This window comes from Pseudomonas sp. TE6288 (genome assembly GCF_054062095.1).
Window position 1 is genome coordinate 251,719 of record NZ_JBSSEW010000004.1, and the last position, 20,493, is coordinate 272,211.

Here is a 20,493-nt window from a genome sequence, read left to right on the forward strand (position 1 = left end):
CCGCCTTGGAGCCGATGTCACTCGATGGTCAACGGCCCGACCATGCCGGCCTGGTAATGGCCCGGCACGTTGCAGGCGAACTCGATGGGTGCCGATTTGCGGAAGGTCCAGGTCAGCTCCGCGCGCTGGCCAGGCTGCACCAGCACGGTGTTGCCGGTGTCGTGGCCATGGCCGCCGCCCATCATCTGGCTGTGGTCCATCTGGCCATGGTCCATGCCTTCGTGATTCATGCTGGCGGTAAAGATCTTGCCCTGCATGGCGACCATTTCCTTTTGATGTGCGGCATGCATGGCCTTGTCGCCGAGATTGAACTCGTGGGGCAGCTTGCCTTCATTGACCAGCACGAAACGTACGGTTTCGCCGGCCTTGACCTTGATGCTCTTGGGTTCGAAGGCGATGTCCTTGAGCACCACCTCGACAGTGCGGGTGGCCTTGGCTGCCGGCGCCGGCTCGCCGAAAGCGAAGGGTTTGGCTTCGCCAGCGAAGGTGGGCAGGCTGGTCAGGGCAAGCGCGGCGGTGAGGAACAGGTGTTTCATGGGTGACTCCAGATCAATGCAGCGAAGATGGCGCCATTGTCTAAAAGGCTGGCTGGCAGCTGGCTGACGGGAAGATTACAACTTTGTCAGCTTGGGCAGGCCGCCAGATCGTCACGTATCATTTCGGCATCACGTTGGCCCGAACCGTTGGTAAACACATGAAACTGCTGATCGTCGAAGACCAGGCCAAGACCGGCCAGTACCTGAGCCAGGGCCTGAGCGAGGCCGGCTTCGCCACCGAACTGGCCAGCGATGGCGACACCGGCCAGCACCTGGCCCTGAGCGGCGACCACGACCTGCTGATCCTCGACGTGATGCTGCCGGGGCGCAACGGCTGGCAGATCCTCCAGGCGGTGCGCCAGGCCGGGCTGGACACCCCGGTGCTGTTCCTCACCGCCCGCGATGCCGTCGAGGACCGCGTGCACGGCCTGGAGCTGGGCGCCGACGACTACCTGGTCAAACCCTTCGCCTTCTCCGAACTGCTGGCCCGTGTACGCAGCCTGCTGCGCCGTGGCGCCAGTGCCAGCCAGGATACCTGCCTGGCCCTGGCCGACCTGCGCCTGGACCTGATTCGCCGCCGCGCCGAGCGCGCCGGTCAGCGCATCGATCTGACCGCCAAGGAGTTCGCCCTGCTCGAACTGCTGCTGCGCCGCCAGGGCGAGGTGCTGCCCAAGTCGCTGATCGCCTCGCAGGTGTGGGACATGAATTTCGACAGCGACACCAACGTCATCGAGGTGGCCATCCGCCGCTTGCGCCTGAAGATCGACGACAGCCATGCCGCCAAGCTGATCCATACTGTGCGCGGCATGGGCTACGTGCTCGAAGAGCGCCACGACTGATGCGCCGCCTGTCCCTGGGCAGCCGCCTGGCGCTACTGTTCGCCGCCTGCACCGCGGCCGTGTCGCTGGGCGCCGGCCTGCTGTTCAACCGCGCCAGCGAGCAGCATTTCGTCGAACTCGACCAGCAACTGCTCAGTGGCCGGCTTTCGCTGATGAGCAGCCTGCTTGCCGGTGTCACCACCCAGCAGCAACTGGCCACGCGTCTGCCGGCGCTGCTCAACGAGCTGAGTCACCAGTCCGACCTGGCCTTGCGTGTGAGCGGCGCCGACGGCGAGCCGTGGTTCGCCAGCCGGGGCGAGCTGCCGCAGGCCCCCACCCCTACCGGCCTGGCCACGCTGCACAGCCACGGGGTGGATTACCGCAGCCTCAGCGCGCCACTGGTCGACGGCCAGCCCGCTTCGCCACAACTGACCCTGTTCCTCGACATCACCCACCACCAGCACTTCCTGCAAGGCATGCAGCGGTTGATCTGGCTCACCGTCGGCCTGTCAGCGCTGGCCACCGCGCTGCTCGGCGCCTGGGCCGTACGCCGTGGCCTGAAACCGCTGCGGCAGATGGGCAAGGTGGCCGCCAGCGTCACCGCCGGCTCGCTGACCACGCGCTTGCCGGCCGCCGAGATGCCCGAGGAACTGGCCGAGCTGGCCGGCACCGTCAACGCCATGCTGCAGCGCCTGGACGACGCGTTTCAGCGCCTGTCGGCATTCTCCGCCGACATCGCCCACGAGCTGCGCACGCCGCTGTCCAACCTGCTGACCCACACCCAGGTCACCCTCACCCGCCCGCGCAGCCTCGAGGAGTACCGCGAGGCCCTGCACGGCAACCTCGAGGAGCTGCAATGGATGGCCCAGTTGGTCAACGACATGCTCTACCTGGCCAAGGCCGACCACGGCCTGCTGATACCCAGCCGCCAGGCGCTGGACCTGGCAACGGAGGCCGATGCGTTGCTGGAGTACTACGCGCCGCTGGCCGAGGACGCCGAGGTGCGTTTGTTGCGTGAGGGCCAGGCCCATGCCAAGGGCGACCGGCACATGCTGCGCCGGGCGCTATCGAACTTGCTGGACAACGCCCTGCGCTTCACCCCCGCCGGGGGTGAGATTAGGGTAAGCCTGGAGCCTGGGCTGCGCATCGTGGTGGCCAACACCGGGCCGGCGATTGCGCCGCAACTGCTTGAGCGATTGTTCGACCGCTTCTACCGGGCGGATCCGGCGCGCCAGGAAGGCAGCAGCGAGCATGCGGGGTTAGGACTGGCGATCACCCGTTCGATCGTGCAGGCACATGGGGGACGCATCAGGGCAGAGTGCGCGGATGGCTGGACGCGGTTTGTGATCGAGTTGTCCGAATAGGGGCTGCTACACAGCCCATCGCTGGCAAGCCAGCTCCCACAGGGCTCTTGCAAGCCTGTACTTTGTGGGAGCCGGCTTGCCGGCGAAAGGGGCGCCATGCCTTACTCGTAACGCAACGCCATGGCCGGCTCGATCTGCGAGGCGCGGTAGGCCGGGTAGATCGTCGCCAGGAAGCTCATCACCAGCCCCGCCACGCAGATGATCGCCACATCGCCCCATTGCAACTCCGACGGCAGGCTGCTGATGAAATAGATGTCGGAGGTGAAGATATGCTGGCCGCTGACTCGCTCGAGCCAACCGACCACCGCGCTGACGTTCAGCGCCAGGATCACCCCCAGCACTCCGCCAAGCAAGGTGCCGACGATACCGATCAAGCTGCCCTGGACCATGAAGGTGCCCATGATCTGCGCCGGCGTGGCGCCGATGGTGCGCAGGATGGCGATGTCCGCGCCCTTGTCGTTCACCACCATCACCAGGGTGGCGATGATGTTGAACGCGGCCACGGCGATGATCATCATCAGCAGCAGGCCGATCATGGTCTTTTCCATCTTCATCGCGCTGAACAGGCTGCCCTGGGTGTGCGACCAGTCATCGGCGCGGTAGCCTTCGCCCAGGCCCGCGGCGATGGCCTTGGACACCTGTGGCGCGGCATACAGGTCATGCAGCTTCAAGCGCACGCCCTGCACCTGGCCCGGCGCCCAGCGCTGCATTTCGCCGGCATCGGCTACGTGAATGTAGGCCTGCGAGCCATCCAGTTCGGCACCCACCTTGAAGATGCCGACCACGGTGAGGCGCTGCATGCGCGGAGTGATGCCGCCCGGTTCCTTGCTGATCTCCGGGACGATCAGGGTCAGCTTGTCACCGGTGTTCAGGCGAAAACGCCGCGCCGTCAATTCACCGATGACCACGCCATACTCGCCCGGCACCAATGCCTGCAAGCTGCCCTGGACGATGTGCTGGGTGACGATGGAGACTTTGCCTTCCTCGGTCGGATCGATGCCGGCGACCTGGATCGGCTGCATCGCCCCCTTGTACGAGAGCATACCTTCCATCTCGGTGATCGGCGCGGCAGCCATCACCGCCGGATTGCCTTCGGCGGCGGCGGCGACCGTACGCCAGTCGTCCAACGGCTGCGCGCCGAGGATCGCAGCGTGTGGCACCAGGCCAAGCACCCGCGAACTCATCTCGCGCTGGAAGCCGTTCATCACCGACAACACCGTGATCATGGCCAGCACGCCGAGCGACAGGCCGATCATCGAGGTCATGGAGATGAACGAGATGAAGTGGTTGCGGCGCTTGGCACGGGTGTAGCGGGCACCGATGAACAAGGACAAGGGTCTGAACATGAACGGGAACACCCAAGTAGAAAAAGAACCGGGGCCGCCTCACGGGGCCCCGCGCAAGCGACTCAGATCGCCACCAGGTGCCCGTCTTCCAGGCTCAGCACACGGTCCATCTGGCGCGCCAGGTTGAGGTCGTGGGTCACTACCAGGAAGGCGGTCTGCGAGTGGGTCGACAACTCGCGCATCAGCTCCTGGATACCCTGGGCGGTGTGGTGGTCGAGGTTGCCGGTGGGCTCGTCGAGCATCACCAGGCCGGGGCGGTTGACCAGGGCGCGGGCAATCGCCACGCGCTGGCGCTCACCACCGGACAGCTCGGCCGGCTTGTGATTGAGGCGGTGGCCCAGGCCGACGCGCTTGAGCAGCGCCTCGGCGCGCTCGCGGGCCTCGCTGATCGGGGTCTTGCCGATCAGCAGCGGCATGCAGGCGTTCTCCAGGGCGGTGAACTCTGCCAGCAGGTGGTGGAACTGGTAGACGAAGCCCAGCGCGCGATTGCGCAGCAGGCCGCGGGCCCGCTCGCCCAGTGCCGACAGCTCTTCGCCGGCCAGCCAGACACTGCCCTGCGTCGGCGTGTCGAGACCGCCCAGCAGGTTGAGCAGCGTACTCTTGCCCGAACCCGAGCTGCCGACGATGGCCACCCGCTCGCCCGGGTGCAGTTCGAGGTTCAACCCAGACAACACCTGCACCGACTCCGGGCCTTCCTCGTAGCTCTTGCCCAGGTTGCGGCAGCTCAACACGGCTTTATCACTCATGCGCGACTCACTCATAACGTAGCGCCTCTGCAGGCTGGGTGCGCGAGGCGCGCCAGGCCGGGTACAGGGTGGCGAAGAAACTCAGGACCAGCGCCGCACCGCAGACCATGTACACGTCCTGGGCCTGGATCTGCGACGGCAGGTAATCGATGAAGTACACGTCGGCATTGAGGAACTTGTGCCCGATCAGGGCTTCGATGCCGGCGATGGCCGCGCTTACGTTGAGCGCGCCGAGGATGCCCAGCACCGCGCCGATCAGCGTGCCGACCACGCCGATCACCGTGCCCTGGACCATGAAGATGGCCATGATCTGCCCGGGCGTGGCACCCAGGGTGCGCAGGATGGCGATGTCGCCGCGCTTGTCGTTGACCACCATCACCAGGGTGGAAATGATGTTGAACGCCGCCACCGCGACGATCAGCAGCAGCAGCAGGCCAATCATGGATTTCTCCATGCGGATTGCCTGGTACAGGTTGCCGTGGGTGCGGGTCCAGTCCCGCGGGTAGTACTCCTGCTCGCCCAGCTGCTGGGCGATGGCCCAGGTGGCGCGGGGGGCCTGGAACAGGTCGTCGAACTTCAGGCGCACGCCCTGGACCTGGTCGGCCTTCCAGCGATGCAGGCGCGACAGGTCGGCAATGTTGGTCAGGCCCAGGTAGCCGTCGATCTCGCCGGCACCGACATGGAAGGTGCCGACCACGGTGAATCGCTTCATGCGTGGGAACATCCCCGCCGGGGTCACGCTGACCTCGGGGGCGACGAAGGTCAGCTTGTCGCCGATGGCCACGCCCAGCTTCTGCGCCGCCTTGTCGCCGATCATGATCCCCCACTCGCCCGGCGCCAGCTTGTCGAGGCTGCCGTCGAGGACGAACTTGTCGATGATCGACACCTCGCGCTCGCGGGCCGGGTCGATGCCGTTGAGCAGCACCTTCTGCACCTTGCCCTCATGGGTCAGCAGGCCCTGCATCTGGGTGAAGGGCGCGACCGCCAGCACCTGCGGATTCTGCTTTACTTTAGAGGCGAGGGCCTGCCAGTCGTCGATCGGCTGACCGGTCTCCAACGTGGCGTGGGGGATCATACCCAGCACGCGGGTACGCATCTCGTGGTCGAACCCGTTCATCACCGACAGCACCACGATCATCACCACCACGCCCAGGGCGAGGCCGATCATCGAGGTGAGCGAAATGAACGAGACGAAGTGATTGCGGCGCTTGGCACGGGTGTAGCGCGTACCAATGAATACGAATAGAGGTCTGAACATGTCGGGGCTTGTTCGGATGAAAGGGAACGTCCTTGTGGCGAGGCGCCTACGGCGGCTTTACACTCGGACCACCGCCGTAACCTTGGGTTCGCCATGACGACATTAGACGAAGAAGATCGCCGCGAATACTACCGCATCGAAGATCGGATCGCACTTCAAATCAGCCCCCTCAGCGCGGCCGAAGCCCTTGAGACAGAACTGTTGCAGGATGATTCGGAGCTGTTCAACCTGCTCAGCGAACTGCACCTGTCCGACTTCGAGTCGCAACACCTGCTGCGCCAGTTGAGCGAGAAGGACCGCACCCTGGCCGCCTTCCTGCGCGCCCAGAACAAACGCCTCGATCTGCTGAGCGCCGTAGTCGCGCAAACCTTGATCGGCGAAATCGGCCAGCCGATGCCGGTGATCATCTCCGAAGGCGGCATCGAGTTCGCCCAGGCGCAGAAGATCGCGCCCGGCACCCGGGTCAAGGTGAAGATGGTGCTGATGCCCCGTGCCCATGGCCTGCTGCTGCGCGGCCGGGTCACCCATTGCGACCCGCGCCCGGACGGCGACTTCGAGGTCGGCACCGAATTCATCGACATGACCGACGCCCAGCGCCAGCTCCTGGCCCGCTACATCCTGCAGCGCCAGCAACAGCAACGGCGCCAGGCGCTGGAGCAGAACGAGCCGGACGCATAAGCCCTTTTTCCCTGATTTGAAGGAACGAACGTGACCCTGATCTATGGCCACCGCGGCGCCAAGGGCGAAGCACCCGAGAACACCCTGCAGAGTTTCCGCCAGTGCCTGTCCCATGGCGTGGACCGCTGCGAACTCGACCTGCACCTGTCGGCCGACAACGAGCTGATGGTGATCCACGACCCGAGCCTCAAGCGCACTACCGGCAGGCGCGGCAAGGTGGTCGAGCACACCGCCGCCGAGCTGGTGACCTACGACGCCCGCAAGGGAGGCCCGGGCCATGTACAGCCCTGCCACATCCCACGGCTCGAGGAACTGTTCGAGAAGTGCCCGTTCGAGCATTGGCAACTGGAGGTCAAGAGCGCCTCGCGCACCCGCGCCGCCAGCACGGTGCTGGCGATCCGCGAACTGGCCCTGCAGCACGGCCTGCTGGACAAGGTGACCATCACCTCGAGCTCACGGGAAGTGCTCGGCGCCGCCCAGGAGCTGGTGCCCGACGTGAAACGCGGGCTGGTCGCCGAGTACGCCTGGCTCGACCCGTTGAAGGTCGCGCAGAACTACGGCTGCGAGATGCTGGCGTTGAACTGGACGCTGTGCACCCCCGAGCGCCTGATCAAGGCGCAGCGCCAGGGTTTGCACGTGTCGGTGTGGACGGTCAACGAACCGGCACTGATGCGCCGGCTCGCTGACTTTGGCGTGGACAGCCTGATTACAGACTTTCCCGGTTTGGCCAGGACCACCCTCGGGTAGGGCTGAAATCGGTCTCCCCGACCGGCTCAGGCCACCGGTCGGAGCCGCTCAAAAAAGCCGGTTCAGACCATCATAGGCGGCTACCCGATAGGCCTCGGCCATGGTTGGGTAGTTGAAGGTGGTGTTGACGAAGTATTTCAGGTTGTTTTGCTCGCCCGGCTGGTTCATCACCGCCTGGCCGATGTGGACGATCTCCGAGGCCTGGTAGCCGAAGCAGTGCACGCCAAGGACTTCCAGGGTCTCGCGGTGGAACAGGATCTTCAGCATGCCTTGCGGCTCGCCGGCGATCTGTGCGCGGGCCATGCTCTTGAAGAAGGCCTTGCCCACTTCGTAGGGCACCTTGGCCTGGGTCAGTTCCTGCTCGTTCTTGCCGATCGAGCTGATCTCCGGAATGGTGTAGATGCCGGTCGGCACATCGTTGACGAAGCGCCAGCTGCCGTTGTCGACGATGCTGCCGGCCGCCGAACGGCCCTGGTCATGGGCGGCGCTGGCCAGGCTCGGCCAGCCGATCACGTCACCGGCACCGTAGATGTTCGGCACGCTGGTGCGGTAGGTCTCGTCGACCTCGATCTGGCCGCGGCTGTTGACCTTGATACCGATGTTCTCCAGGCCCAGCTTGTCGGTGTTGCCGGTACGCCCGTTGCACCACAGCAAGGCGTCGGCCTTGATTTTCTTGCCCGACTTCAGGTGCAGGATCACCCCGTTGTCCAGGCCTTCGACACGGTCGTACTCCTCGTTGTGGCGCACGGTGATGTTGTTGTTGCTGAAGTGGTAGCTCAGCGCCTGGGAAATCTCCGAATCCAGGAAGCTCAGCAGCTGGCCGCGGTTGTCGACCAGTTCCACCAGCACACCCAGGCCGCTGAAGATCGAGGCGTATTCGCAACCGATCACCCCGGCGCCGTAGACGATCAGCTTGCGCGGGGTATGGCTGAGGCTGAGGATGGTGTCGCTGTCATAGACGCGTGGGTGGTGGAAGTCGATGTCAGCCGGGCGGTATGGGCGCGAGCCGGTGGCGATGATGATGTGCTTGGCGTTGAGCTTCTCGACCACGCCGTTGGGGCAGACCACTTCGACGGTCTGCTCATCGGCGAAGCTGCCGGTGCCGACGAACACATCGACGCGGTTGCGCGCGTAGTAGCCGGTGCGCGAGGCGACCTGCTTGCTGATGACCTTCTCGGCGCTCTTGAGTACATCGGGGAAGGAGAACCAGCGAGGTTCGCCGATGGCGCGGAACATCGGGTTGGTGTTGAACTGCATGATCTGCCGCACGGAGTGACGCAGCGCCTTGGACGGGATGGTGCCCAGGTGGGTGCAGTTGCCACCGACCTGGCGACGGCTGTCGACCATGGCCACCTTGCGCCCTGCTTTGGCGGCGTTCATTGCCGCGCCCTCTCCGGCCGGGCCGGAACCCAGCACCACTACGTCGTAGTTGTAGACAGCCATGCGTACTCCTTCAGAACTGGCCCGCCGGCCGGATGGCCGCGGGGCGCGATCATGTCGCCGGGGCGCCATGAGAAAATTCGGGTGCAGTCTAATCAAGCGTGAACGCCGCGCACATTAACCCTTGGTCGCGTCGTAGGCCATTATTGCCTGCATTACATGTCGTTTCACCGTTTCCCTGGCTTCGATCATCCGTGGCTTGCCTTTCACTTGCCTTTCACCCGCCGCTCGAAGGCCGGCGTGGAACGAGAGACGAAACCACCCTCGACCCGGGTCACCAGCACTGCGGCGATACCGTGCGCGATGGCGAAATCCCAGCCCTGCTGCGGCCCGAGGATCAACAACAGGGTCGAGTAGCCGTCGGCCAGCAGCGCCGAAGCGTCGAGCACCGTCACCGCCGCCAGGTCGTGCGCGACCGGGCGCCCGAGGCGGGCGTCGAAGGTGTGTGAATAGCGCCGGCCATTGTCCTCGAAATAATGCCGGTAGTCACCCGAGGTCGACACGGCCAGGTCCTGCACGTCGATGACCTGGCGGGCGATCTGGCGATCCTCGCGCGGCAGTTCCAGGGCCACCCGCCAGGCGCTGCCATCGGGCTTGCGGCCCACGGCCTTCAACTCACCGGTGGCCTCGGCAAGAAAGTTGTCGATGCCCATGGCGCGCAGCCGCTGGGCGATCAGGTCGACGGCGTGGCCGGCGGCGATGCTGTTGAAATCCAGCTCGACGGCGGCGTCCTTGCACAGGGCCTCGCCCTCAAGGCGCAAGTGGCGGTAACCCACGCGCAGGCGCTCCCTGGCCAGCGCCTGCGGCTCCGGCACCTGCATTTCGCGGGCCTGCGGGCCGAAGCCCCAGAGGTCGAGCAGCGGCTCGACGGTAAGGTCGAAGGCGCCCTGGCTCTGTTCGGCCAGGTGCTGGCCGAAAGTAACCAGTTCCAGCATGTCGGCATCGATGGGCAGGCACTGATTGGCCGGCAACTGGTTGAAACGGCTGACGATGGAGTCGCCGCGGTAGGTGGAGTAATGCGCGTCGACGGCCTGCAGGATGCTTTCGACCGCCGCCTGCACCTGCTCCGGCGCCGGGCCGCCGGGCTGGCGCACGTACTGGATGCTGTAGCTGCTGCCCATGGTCGGGCCGCCGAAGCGCTCGAGGGTCGGGGTTGGCTTGCAGGCTGAAAGCAGCGTAAGGATGGACAACAGTAGTATCGCGCGCAAACGAGAGCTCTCAGGAGACAGCACTGGCCTCATCGCCGGCAACGGCTCCCACAAAAGGCTCGGCGCCAGCGCCTCTGTGGGAGCCGGCTTGCCGGCGATGAGGCCGGTACAGGCACAGCAGTTATCAGGCAAAAAAAACGGGAACCCGAAGGTTCCCGTTTTCTCAACGCATTACAAGCGGATCAGCGTGGAAACGCTGGCGGGTTCACACCGGCCATGTCTTCCATCACGCGCACCACCTGGCAGCTGTAACCGAATTCGTTGTCGTACCAGACGTACAGGACAACACGGTTGTCGTTGCAGATGGTCGCCTCGGCGTCGACCACACCGGCGTGGCGCGAACCGACGAAGTCGGTCGATACCACTTCCTGGGAGCTGACGTAGTCGATCTGCTTGTGCAGCTCGGAGTGCATGGCGGTCTGGCGCAGGTACTCGTTCAGCTCTTCGCGGTTGGTGGCCTTCTCGAGGTTCAGGTTGAGAATGGCCATCGACACGTTCGGCGTCGGCACACGGATCGCGTTGCCGGTCAGCTTGCCCTTGAGCACTGGCAGCGCCTTGGCGGCGGCAGTGGCGGCACCGGTCTCGGTGATGACCATGTTCAGCGGCGCGGCGCGGCCACGGCGGCTGCCCTTGTGGAAGTTGTCGATCAGGTTCTGGTCGTTGGTGAACGAGTGAACGGTTTCGACGTGGCCGTTGACGATGCCGTACTGGTCGTTGATGGCCTTGAGCACCGGCACGATGGCGTTGGTGGTGCAGGACGCCGCCGAGATGATCTTGTCGTCGGCGCTGATGTCGCCGTGGTTGATGCCGTGCACGATGTTCTTCAGCGCGCCCTTGCCAGGTGCGGTGAGGATCACGCGGGCGGCGCCCGGGCAGGCCAGGTGCTGGCCGAGGCCGTCGGCGTCACGCCAGACACCGGTGTTGTCGACGATCAGCGCATCGTTGATGCCGTACTGGGTGTAGTCGACTTCGCTCGGGCTCTTGGCGTAGATCACCTGGATCAGGTTGCCGTTGGCAGTGATGGTGTTGTTGGCTTCATCGATGACGATGGTGCCGTCGAACGGACCGTGCACCGAGTCGCGGCGCAGCAGGCTGGCGCGCTTGACCAGGTCGTTCTCGGCGCCCTTGCGCACAACGATGGCGCGCAGGCGCAGGCCGTCGCCGCCACCGGTCTTCTCGATCAGGATACGCGCCAGCAGGCGGCCGATGCGGCCGAAGCCGTACAGCACGACGTCGGTGCCCTTGCGTGCGGAAGCGTTCTGCTGACCCACGACGTCGGCCAGTTCGTCACGGACGAACTGTTCGGCGCTGCGGCCATTGCCTTCGACCTTGAACTTGTTGGCCAGCTTGCCCAGGTCCACCGAGGCGGCGCCCAGCTTCAGCTCGCTCATGGCCTTGAGCAGGGGGAATGTCTCGTGGACGGACAGCTCGGTCTCGTCGGTCTGACGGTGACGGGCAAAGCGGTGTGCTTTGAGGATCGAGATAACCGAACGGTTGATCAGGCTGCGGCCATAGATCGAGCTCACCACGTTGTTGTTGCGGTAGAGCTGACCGATAAGCGGGATCATCGCTTCAGCCAGGGCTTCACGATCGATCCACTCACCAAGACACTGGTCGGGCTTCTGAGTCACGGTAACCTTCCACATGTAGGGGAACAAAAAAGGGGCTACATTATGACGCCCCGCGGCGTATCGGGCAATGAGCGCCTGTCGCCGGCGCCAGCCCCCGTCGCCAAGCCCTTTCGAACCTGACAGCGCGCCTCGTCACCGGTACAATCGACCTCTTTGCCGCAACGCTTGGAGTCCGATCTCCCGTGTCAGTTCTGCGCCTACCGCAAATGTCGGCCACGGCCGGCAAACAAACCTGGGGCAACCTGCCCGGCGCGGCCTTGAGCCTGGCCGTCGCCGAGGCTGCCAGTACCGCCGGTCGCTTCACCTTGCTGCTCACCGCCGACAGCCAGGCGGCCGACCGCCTGGAGCAGGAGCTGCGCTTCTTCGCGCCAGAACTGCCGGTGCTGCCTTTCCCCGACTGGGAAACCCTGCCCTACGACCTGTTCTCGCCGCACCAGGACATCATCTCCCAGCGTATCGCCAGCCTCTACCGGCTGCCGGAGCTGGACCACGGCATTCTCGTCGTGCCGATCACCACCGCCCTGCACCGCCTGGCCCCCACGCGCTTCCTGCTGGGCAGCAGCCTGGTGCTGGACGTCGGCCAGAAGATCGACGTCGAGCAGATGCGCGCGCGCCTGGAAGCCAGCGGCTACCGCTGCGTCGACACGGTCTACGAGCATGGCGAGTTCGCCGTGCGCGGCGCGCTGATCGACCTGTTCCCCATGGGCAGCAAGCAGCCGTACCGCATCGACCTGTTCGACGACGAGATCGAGACCCTGCGTACCTTCGACCCGGAGAGCCAGCGCTCGATCGACAAGGTCGACTCGATCCGCCTGCTGCCGGCGCGCGAGTTCCCCATGCAGAAGGACGAGGTGACGCGCTTCAAGGCGCGTTTCCGCGAACGCTTCGACGTCGATTTCCGCCGCAGCGCGATCTTCCAGGACCTCACCAGCGGCATCATCCCCGCTGGCATCGAGTACTACCTGCCGTTGTTCTTCGAAGAAACCGCCACCCTGTTCGACTACCTGCCGGCCGACACCCAGGTGTTCTCGCTGCCGGGCGTGGAGCAGGCCGCCGAACACTTCTGGAACGATGTGCGCGGGCGCTATGAAGAGCGCCGCGGCGATATGAGCCGGCCGCTGCTGCCACCGGCGGAGCTGTTCCTGCCGGTGGAGGATTGCTTCGCCCGCCTCAAGCAGTGGCCACGAGTGGTGATCAGCGGCGAAGATGTCGAGGCCGGCGCTGGCCGTGAGCGCTTCGCCGCCCGCGCCCTGCCCAACCTGGCCATCGAGGCCAAGGCCCACCAGCCGCTGGCGGAGCTGGCCAACTTCCTCGACCAGTTCAGCGGCCGCGTGCTGTTCACCGCCGAGTCCGCGGGCCGCCGCGAAGTGCTGCTCGAGTTGCTCGAACGCCTCAAGCTGCGCCCGCAGACCGTTGACGGCTGGGCCGACTTCGTCACCGGCGGCGAACGCCTGGCGATCACCATCGCCCCCTTGGACGACGGCCTGTTGCTGGACGACCCGGCCATTGCCCTGGTAGCGGAAAGCCCGCTGTTCGGCCAGCGCGTGATGCAGCGCAGGCGCCGCGAGAAACGCGGCGAGGCGGCCAACGACGCGGTGATCAAGAACCTCACCGAGCTGCGCGAAGGCGCGCCGGTGGTGCACATCGACCATGGCGTGGGCCGCTACCTGGGCCTGGCCACCCTGGAAATCGACGGCCAGGCCGCCGAGTTCCTCACCCTCGAATACGCCGAGGGCGCCAAGCTCTACGTGCCGGTGGCCAACCTGCACCTGATCGCGCGCTACACCGGCAGCGACGACGCCCTGGCCCCGCTGCACCGGCTGGGCTCCGAAGCCTGGCAGAAAGCCAAGCGCAAGGCCGCCGAGCAGGTGCGCGACGTCGCCGCCGAGCTGCTCGACATCTACGCCCGCCGCGCCGCGCGCAAAGGCTACGCCTTCGCCGACCCGGCCGCCGACTACGCCACCTTCAGCGCCGGCTTCCCGTTCGAGGAAACCCCCGACCAGCAGACCGCCATCGAGGCGGTGCGGGCCGACATGCTTGCCGGCCAGCCCATGGACCGCCTGGTGTGCGGCGACGTCGGCTTCGGCAAGACCGAGGTGGCCATGCGCGCCGCCTTCATCGCCGTGCACAGCGGCCGCCAGGTGGCGGTGCTGGTACCCACCACGCTGCTGGCCCAGCAGCACTACAACAGTTTCCGCGACCGCTTCGCCGACTGGCCGGTGAAGGTCGAGGTGATGAGCCGCTTCAAGTCGGCCAAGGAAGTCGCCAGCGCCGCGGCGGAACTGGCCGAAGGCAAGATCGACATCCTCATCGGCACCCACAAGCTGCTGCAGGACGATGTGCGCTTCAAGGACCTGGGCCTGGCCATCATCGACGAGGAACACCGCTTTGGCGTGCGCCAGAAGGAACAGCTCAAGGCGCTGCGCAGCGAGGTGGATATCCTCACACTGACCGCAACGCCGATCCCGCGCACGCTGAACATGGCAGTTTCGGGCATGCGCGACCTGTCGATCATCGCCACCCCGCCAGCGCGGCGCCTGTCGGTGCGCACCTTCGTCATGGAGCAGAACAAGAGCACGGTGAAGGAGGCGCTGCTGCGCGAACTGCTGCGCGGTGGCCAGGTGTACTACCTGCACAACGATGTGAAGAGCATCGAGAAGTGCGCCGCCGAGCTGGCCGAGCTGGTGCCCGAGGCACGTATCGGCATCGGTCACGGTCAGATGCGCGAACGCGAGCTCGAGCAGGTGATGAGTGACTTCTATCACAAGCGTTTCAACGTGCTGATCGCCTCGACCATCATCGAGACCGGCATCGACGTGCCGAGCGCCAACACCATCGTCATCGAGCGCGCCGACAAGTTCGGCCTGGCGCAATTGCACCAGTTGCGTGGTCGGGTCGGGCGCAGCCACCACCAGGCCTATGCCTACCTGCTGACGCCACCGCGCCAGCAAATCAGCGCCGACGCCGAGAAACGCCTGGAGGCCATCGCCAACACCCAGGACCTGGGCGCGGGCTTCGTCCTGGCCACTAACGACCTGGAGATCCGCGGCGCCGGCGAACTGCTCGGCGAAGGCCAGAGCGGGCAGATCCAGGCGGTCGGCTTCACCCTGTACATGGAGATGCTCGAGCGCGCGGTCAAGGCCATCCGCAAGGGCACCCAGCCGAACCTCGAACAGCCGCTCGGTGGCGGCCCGGAGATCAACCTGCGCCTGCCGGCGCTGATCCCCGAGGACTACCTGCCCGATGTGCATGCGCGCCTGATCCTGTACAAGCGCATCGCCTCGGCGGCCGACGAAGAGGGCCTCAAGGACCTGCAGGTGGAGATGATCGACCGCTTCGGCCTGCTGCCGGAGCCGACCAAGAACCTGATGCGCCTGACCCTGCTCAAGCTGCAGGCGGAAAAGCTCGGCATCAAGAAAGTCGATGCCGGCCCCAACGGCGGCAAGCTCGAGTTCGAGGCCGAAACCCCGGTCGACCCGCTGACCCTGATCAAGCTGATCCAGGGCCAGCCCAAACGCTACAAGTTCGAAGGCGCGACCCAGTTCCGCTTCCTGGTGCCGATGGAACGCCCCGAAGAACGTTTCAACACCCTGGAAGCGCTGTTCGAGCGCCTTACCCCACAAACACACTAAGGAAGCTTCATGCGTGCCATCCGTTGCCTGACCTTGCTGCTGACGCTGATCGCGCCGGCCGCCTTCGCCGCAGGCCCGTATCAGGTGGAAATGGTCCTGGTGCGGCAGAACGCCGTAGCGGCCATTACCAGCCCGTTTGCCCCGGAAGACTGGAGCGCCGGCGCGCCACGCCTGGACAAGGGCGCTGAACGCCCGACCGGCCTGGGTGACGAGGTCACCCGCCTGCAGGCCACCGCCGACTACACCGTGCTGCTGCACAAGGCCTGGCAACAGGATGGCGAAACCATTGCCCTGAGTGCCGGTGACGAACAGTTCGGCCACTTCCCGATCGAGGGCAACCTGCGCATCAAGGAAAGCCGCTTCATCGCCGTTGACGCCAACCTCTGGGTCAACCAGCTCGACAGCAATGGCAGCGTGCTGCGCAGCGAGCAGTTCAAGCAGAGCAACAGCAACATGAAGGCCGGGCAGCTGACCTTCCTCGATGGCGGGCACCTGGCCGTGCTGCTCAAGGTCTCACCGGCCGGCATGCGCAAGATGCCGCTGCCCGACCCGGAAATGATGGAGCAGTGAAACCGTGAACGCCGATGTGCAGAAGCTGGCAGCCGAGAATCCGAGCTGGAAGCGCGACTTTTCCGCGGCCACCCTGCAACGTGGCGAGCGCTACGCCGAACAGGGCCTGGTGCAGATCCAGTCCCACGGCGATTCACGCATCGAGTCCACCTGCCGCGGCAGCGGCGGCAATGTCTACCGCCAGCGGATCATCATCACCGCGGGGCCATCCGGGCAATGCCATGTGCGCGGCAACTGCTCCTGCCCGGTCGGCGAGAACTGCAAGCACTGCGCCGCCGCGCTCTACACCCTGGCCAGCAGCTACGGGCGCGGCGCGGCCAGCGGCGAGCAATTGCCCCATCACCTGCAGCATTGGTTGCAAGGCCTGGAGCAACCCACCCCCAGGCAAGACGGCGCTGAAGACCGGCGCGGGCGCATGGTCTGCTACCAACTCATGCTCAAGGACGACAAAAGCTGCGCCTTGCGCGTGCGCAAAGGCACCCGCGAAGAGCATGGCATTCGCTACAGCCGCATCCATTCGCTGTACGAACTGCTCTACGAGCCGCCAAAATACGTCAAGGAAGAAGACCTGCGCATCCTGCGTCAGCTGTCGGCGCAGAACGCGCCTTTCGGCCAGGAGCGCGGTTTCGCGCTGAAAGGGCACGAGGGCGGCGAACTGCTGCAGCGGGCACTGGATACCGGGCGCCTGATGTTCATCGAAGACTTTCCCTTGATGGTTCAGGGCGCCCCGCGCCAAGGGCAATTCCGCTGGGTACGCCTGAACAGTGGCGACTATCGGGGCATGTGGTACAACGGCGAGGAACCGCTCAATTGCGTGCTGCCGCTGGTGCCGCTGTTCTACTTCGATGTCGACAGCCAAGAAGTCGGCACCGTCACCCACACCCTCGACCCGCACACCGCCCTGCAGCTGTCCCTTGCCCCCGATGTACCGGAACACCTTATCGTGCCCCTCAGCCACAAGCTCAACGCGCTCAACCATCGCCTGCCGACCCCCACCGCCGTGCAGGAGGAACAGCTCGACGGCATCGAGCCGACCCCACACTTGACCCTCGGCAGTCTCGAATTCAGCGCCTACACGCCCAAGACCGGGCGCATGCAACGCCAGATGCAGCACCGCGCCGCGCTGGCGTTCGACTACGACGGCCTGCGTGCCAGCGGCAGCGACGACAAGTCACTCAGCCGCCTGGTGGGCACCACCAGCCAACGCATCCAGCGCCAGCCACAGGCCGAGCAGGCCCTGCGCATGGCCCTGCGCGACCACGGCTTCAAGGTGGCGACCCGCCAGAGCAAGGCCCTCCCCGACAGTGCCGGCGAAATGTACCAGTTGCCCGACGACGAAGCCTGGCTGCGCTTCGCCCGCGAGGGCCTGCCGCGCCTGCGCGAAGCGGGCTGGGCGATCGACGTGCACCGCGACTTCGCGTTCAACCTGCACGAGGTCGACGACTGGTATGCCACCATCGAGGAAGCGCCAGGCCACGAATGGTTCGACCTCGAGCTGGGTATCGTGGTCGACGGCCAGCGCCACAGCCTGCTGCCCATTGTCCTGCAACTGCTGCGCACCAGCCCGGAACTGCTGCGACCCAGCGAACTGGCGCGGCGCAATGACGACGAGCACCTGCTGATTGACCTCAACCGCGCCCGCCATGACGGCCCGGCACTGCGGGTCGCCCTGCCCTACGGGCGCATCAAGGCGGTGATGGGCACCCTGGGCGAACTGTACCTGCACGAGGACGCCGTGGGCCCGAGCCTGCGCCTGGACCGCACCGATGCCGCGCGCCTCAACGAAATCGACCACCTGCCGCTGCAATGGGAAGGCGGCAGCCATGTGCGCGACCTGGGCCGACGCCTGCGTGACGCTCGCGACCTGCAGGTGATGCCGCCCAAAGGCCTGAACGCCACATTGCGCCCCTACCAGCAGCAAGGCCTGAACTGGCTGCAGGCCCTGCGCGAGATGGGCACCGGCGGCATCCTCGGCGACGACATGGGCTTGGGCAAGACCCTGCAGACTCTGGCCCACCTGCTGCTGGAGAAAGAAAGCGGGCGCCTGGCACATCCGGCACTGGCGGTGATGCCCACCAGCCTGGTGCCCAACTGGCTCGACGAAGCCCGGCGCTTCGCCCCCGACCTGCGCGTGCTGGCCTTGCACGGCCCAGGCCGCAACAAGCACTTCGCCAATCTGGCCGACTATGACCTGGTGCTGACCACCTACGCCCTCGCCCCTCGCGACCTCGAACCACTCAAGGCCCAGCCCTGGCACCTGCTGGTGCTGGACGAGGCGCAGAACATCAAGAGCAGCACCAGCAAGGCGGCCCAGGCCGTTCGCGAGCTGCAGGCCAGCCAGCGGCTGTGCCTGACCGGCACGCCGATGGAGAACAACCTCGGCGAGCTGTGGTCGATCTTCCACTTCCTGATGCCCGGCTGGCTGGGCGACAGCAAGCGCTTCACCCAGGACTACCGTACCCCGATCGAGCGTCACGGCGACGCTGAGCGCATGGCCCATCTGGCCAGCCGCATCCGCCCGTTCCTGCTGCGCCGTACCAAGGAACAGGTGGCCACCGAACTGCCGGCCAAGACCGAAATGATCCACTGGGTCGAGCTCAGCGACGCCCAACGCGACACCTACGAGGCGCTGCGGGTGGCAATGGACAAGAAGGTCCGCGACGAGATCGCCCGCAACGGCGCCGCGCGCAGCCAGATCGTCATCCTCGACGCGCTGCTCAAGCTGCGCCAGGTGTGTTGCGACCTGCGCCTGGTCAAGGGTACCGAGGCCAAGGGCACATTCGCCGACAAGGGCAAGCTGGGCAGCCTGCTGGAGATGCTTGAGGAGCTGCTCAGCGAGGGGCGCAAGGTGCTGCTGTTCTCGCAGTTCACCTCGATGCTCGCGCTGATCGAGTTCGAGTTGGAGAAGCGCGGCATTCGCTACAGCCTGCTGACCGGCGATACCCGTGACCGTCGCGCCCCCGTGCAGCAGTTCCAGAATGGCGACAGCGAGGTATTCCTGATCAGCCTCAAGGCCGGCGGCACGGGGCTTAACCTGACCGCCGCCGACACCGTGATCCACTACGACCCGTGGTGGAACCCGGCCAGCGAGAACCAGGCCACCGACCGCGCCTATCGCATCGGCCAGGACAAGCCGGTGTTCGTGTTCAAGCTGATCACCCGTGGAACGGTGGAAGAGAAGATCCAGCAATTGCAGCAAGAGAAGGCGGCACTGGCAGCCGGGCTGCTCGATGGCGGGCAGGCCGGGCAATGGCGGTTGGGGGATGAAGAGATCGAGGCGCTGTTCGCGCCGCTGCCGGGCAAGCGAAGTAAGTAAAAGCCCGCTCCCACGAACCCTCAGGGGGGGCGTGGCAGCGGGCTTGCCCGGGACGAGGCCAGCGAGGTCAATCGACCAGCTGGGCTTCCTTCAACGCCCCCAACGCCTCCAGCCAGCGCGGCTGCTGGCGGTAATCGGTACGTGCGAAGCCCTGCCCGCGCATCCGCGCAATTCGCGGCGACGGCTTGACCTTCATGCGCTGCGCCGCGCTTAGCGCCAGCTCGGCCGAAGCCCGGTCATTGCACACCAGGCCCATGTCGCACCCAGCACTGAGCGCCGCCTCGATGCGGCTGGCGGCATCGCCCACCACGTGGGCGCCGGCCATGGACAGGTCGTCGCTGAAGATCACCCCGTCGAAGTCCAGCTCGCCGCGCAGGATGTCCTGCAGCCAGCGCCGGGAGAAGCCGGCCGGCTGGTTGTCGACCTGCGGGTAGATCACGTGGGCCGGCATCACCGCCGCCAACTGCCCGCTCAGGCGGGTGAACGGCACCAGGTCGGCCGCGCGCAGCTGTTCCAGGCTGCGCTCATCGACCGGGATCGCCACATGGGAATCGGCCTCGGCCCAGCCGTGACCGGGGAAATGCTTGCCACAGGCGGCCATGCCCGCGGCATTCATGCCACGGATGAAGGCGCCGGCCAGTTCGGTAGCCCGCTGCGGATTGCCTTCGAAGGCGCGGCTGCCGACCACGGCACTGCGCTGATGGTCGAGGTCCAGCACCGGGGCAAAGCTCAGGTCCAGGCCTACCGCCAGCACCTCGGTGGCCATCAGCCAGCCGCACTGCTCGGCCAGGTATTCGGCATTGGCGTTGTCGGCGATGGCGCGCATGGCCGGCAGGCGCACGAAGCCCTGGCGCAGGCGCTGGACCCGCCCGCCTTCCTGGTCCACGGCGAGGATCAGCTCGGGGCGGATGGCGCGGATCGAGGCGCACAGCTCGCGCACCTGGCGCGGGCTGTCGATGTTGCGGGCAAAGATGATCAGGCCGGCCACTTCGGGCTGGCGCAGCAGATGGCGGTCTTCGGCGGTCAGCCATTTACCGGCGATATCCACCATCAGGGAGCCTTGCAGGCTGGCAGTCATTGGGAATCCTTCATTGGAGATCCGGAGGTCGCGCAGACGCACGCACACATCGGACAACGCGGTGTCCGATGGTTCAGTGGCGAAGCTGCCGTGCTGACGGGAATTGCGGCGGGGGCGAGTTCAGG

General features: G+C 65.8%; 15 protein-coding genes. 7 read left to right on the plus strand and 8 right to left on the minus strand.

The genetic code is table 11. The features are described 5' to 3' along the window. Positions 1-17: 17 nt before the first annotated feature. Positions 18-536 carry a cupredoxin domain-containing protein gene (locus ACVWY1_RS06040; RefSeq protein WP_277503330.1) on the minus strand — a complete coding sequence of 173 codons (519 nt, stop codon included), beginning with the start codon at positions 534-536 and terminating at the stop codon, positions 18-20. A 158-nt stretch (positions 537-694) separates the two neighbouring features. Between ACVWY1_RS06040 and ACVWY1_RS06045 the strand changes: the two genes are divergently transcribed. Both ACVWY1_RS06045 and ACVWY1_RS06050 read left to right on the plus strand, forming a co-directional pair. Continuing rightward, positions 695-1,375, plus strand: coding sequence for a heavy metal response regulator transcription factor (locus ACVWY1_RS06045; protein WP_102683161.1), 681 nt, complete (start codon positions 695-697; stop codon positions 1,373-1,375). After that, a complete protein-coding gene (locus ACVWY1_RS06050; RefSeq protein ID WP_277505578.1) occupies positions 1,372-2,718 on the plus strand; it encodes a heavy metal sensor histidine kinase in 1,347 nt (448 codons plus the stop codon). Before ACVWY1_RS06045 ends, ACVWY1_RS06050 begins: the two co-directional genes overlap by 4 nt. 101 nt (positions 2,719-2,819) lie before the next feature. Here ACVWY1_RS06050 and ACVWY1_RS06055 read toward each other — a convergent pair whose 3' ends face one another. The 3 genes from ACVWY1_RS06055 to ACVWY1_RS06065 form a co-directional block, all read right to left on the minus strand. Continuing rightward, positions 2,820-4,064: a lipoprotein-releasing ABC transporter permease subunit gene (locus tag ACVWY1_RS06055; protein ID WP_102683170.1), complete on the minus strand. Its 1,245-nt coding sequence runs from the start codon at positions 4,062-4,064 to the stop codon at positions 2,820-2,822. Between the two features lie 62 nt (positions 4,065-4,126). Further along, a complete protein-coding gene (lolD, locus tag ACVWY1_RS06060) occupies positions 4,127-4,810 on the minus strand; it encodes a lipoprotein-releasing ABC transporter ATP-binding protein LolD (RefSeq protein ID WP_172670900.1) in 684 nt (227 codons plus the stop codon). 7 nt (positions 4,811-4,817) lie between these two features. Further along, positions 4,818-6,068 (minus strand): lipoprotein-releasing ABC transporter permease subunit, encoded by a 1,251-nt coding sequence (locus ACVWY1_RS06065; RefSeq protein WP_046856390.1) that lies wholly within the window; start codon positions 6,066-6,068, stop codon positions 4,818-4,820. Positions 6,069-6,161: 93 nt separating this feature from the next. Between ACVWY1_RS06065 and ACVWY1_RS06070 the strand changes: the two genes are divergently transcribed. Further along, a complete protein-coding gene (locus ACVWY1_RS06070) occupies positions 6,162-6,746 on the plus strand; it encodes a PilZ domain-containing protein (RefSeq protein WP_102683159.1) in 585 nt (194 codons plus the stop codon). Between the two features lie 30 nt (positions 6,747-6,776). Further along, positions 6,777-7,493 (plus strand): glycerophosphodiester phosphodiesterase, encoded by a 717-nt coding sequence (locus tag ACVWY1_RS06075; protein WP_102683158.1) that lies wholly within the window; start codon positions 6,777-6,779, stop codon positions 7,491-7,493. A gap of 48 nt (positions 7,494-7,541) precedes the next feature. Here the strand turns inward: ACVWY1_RS06075 and sthA are convergent, their stop codons facing one another. The 3 genes from sthA to ACVWY1_RS06090 all read right to left on the minus strand — a co-directional run bounded on the left by sthA (position 7,542) and on the right by ACVWY1_RS06090 (position 11,787). Further along, a complete protein-coding gene (gene sthA, locus ACVWY1_RS06080) occupies positions 7,542-8,936 on the minus strand; it encodes a Si-specific NAD(P)(+) transhydrogenase (protein ID WP_023631920.1) in 1,395 nt (464 codons plus the stop codon). Between the two features lie 203 nt (positions 8,937-9,139). Further along, positions 9,140-10,174: an FAD:protein FMN transferase gene (locus ACVWY1_RS06085; protein ID WP_457377964.1), complete on the minus strand. Its 1,035-nt coding sequence runs from the start codon at positions 10,172-10,174 to the stop codon at positions 9,140-9,142. A gap of 149 nt (positions 10,175-10,323) precedes the next feature. Next, positions 10,324-11,787 (minus strand): glyceraldehyde-3-phosphate dehydrogenase, encoded by a 1,464-nt coding sequence (locus tag ACVWY1_RS06090; RefSeq protein WP_046856393.1) that lies wholly within the window; start codon positions 11,785-11,787, stop codon positions 10,324-10,326. A gap of 167 nt (positions 11,788-11,954) precedes the next feature. On the opposite strand from ACVWY1_RS06090, the gene mfd reads away from it, so the two are divergent. The 3 genes from mfd (at position 11,955) to ACVWY1_RS06105 (ending at position 19,290) form a co-directional block, all read left to right on the plus strand. Then, entirely contained in the window at positions 11,955-15,404 is a 3,450-nt protein-coding gene (mfd, locus tag ACVWY1_RS06095; RefSeq protein WP_102683156.1) for a transcription-repair coupling factor, read from the plus strand. 9 nt (positions 15,405-15,413) lie between these two features. Further along, complete coding sequence (locus tag ACVWY1_RS06100) at positions 15,414-15,974, plus strand: peptidoglycan binding protein CsiV (protein WP_258598611.1); 561 nt, start codon at positions 15,414-15,416, stop codon at positions 15,972-15,974. Positions 15,975-16,389: 415 nt separating this feature from the next. Further along, positions 16,390-19,290 carry a DEAD/DEAH box helicase gene (locus ACVWY1_RS06105; protein ID WP_431197022.1) on the plus strand — a complete coding sequence of 967 codons (2,901 nt, stop codon included), beginning with the start codon at positions 16,390-16,392 and terminating at the stop codon, positions 19,288-19,290. Between the two features lie 67 nt (positions 19,291-19,357). On the opposite strand, the gene nagZ is transcribed toward ACVWY1_RS06105, so the two are convergent. Next, positions 19,358-20,356: a beta-N-acetylhexosaminidase gene (gene nagZ, locus ACVWY1_RS06110; protein WP_457377973.1), complete on the minus strand. Its 999-nt coding sequence runs from the start codon at positions 20,354-20,356 to the stop codon at positions 19,358-19,360. Positions 20,357-20,493: the final 137 nt, after the last annotated feature.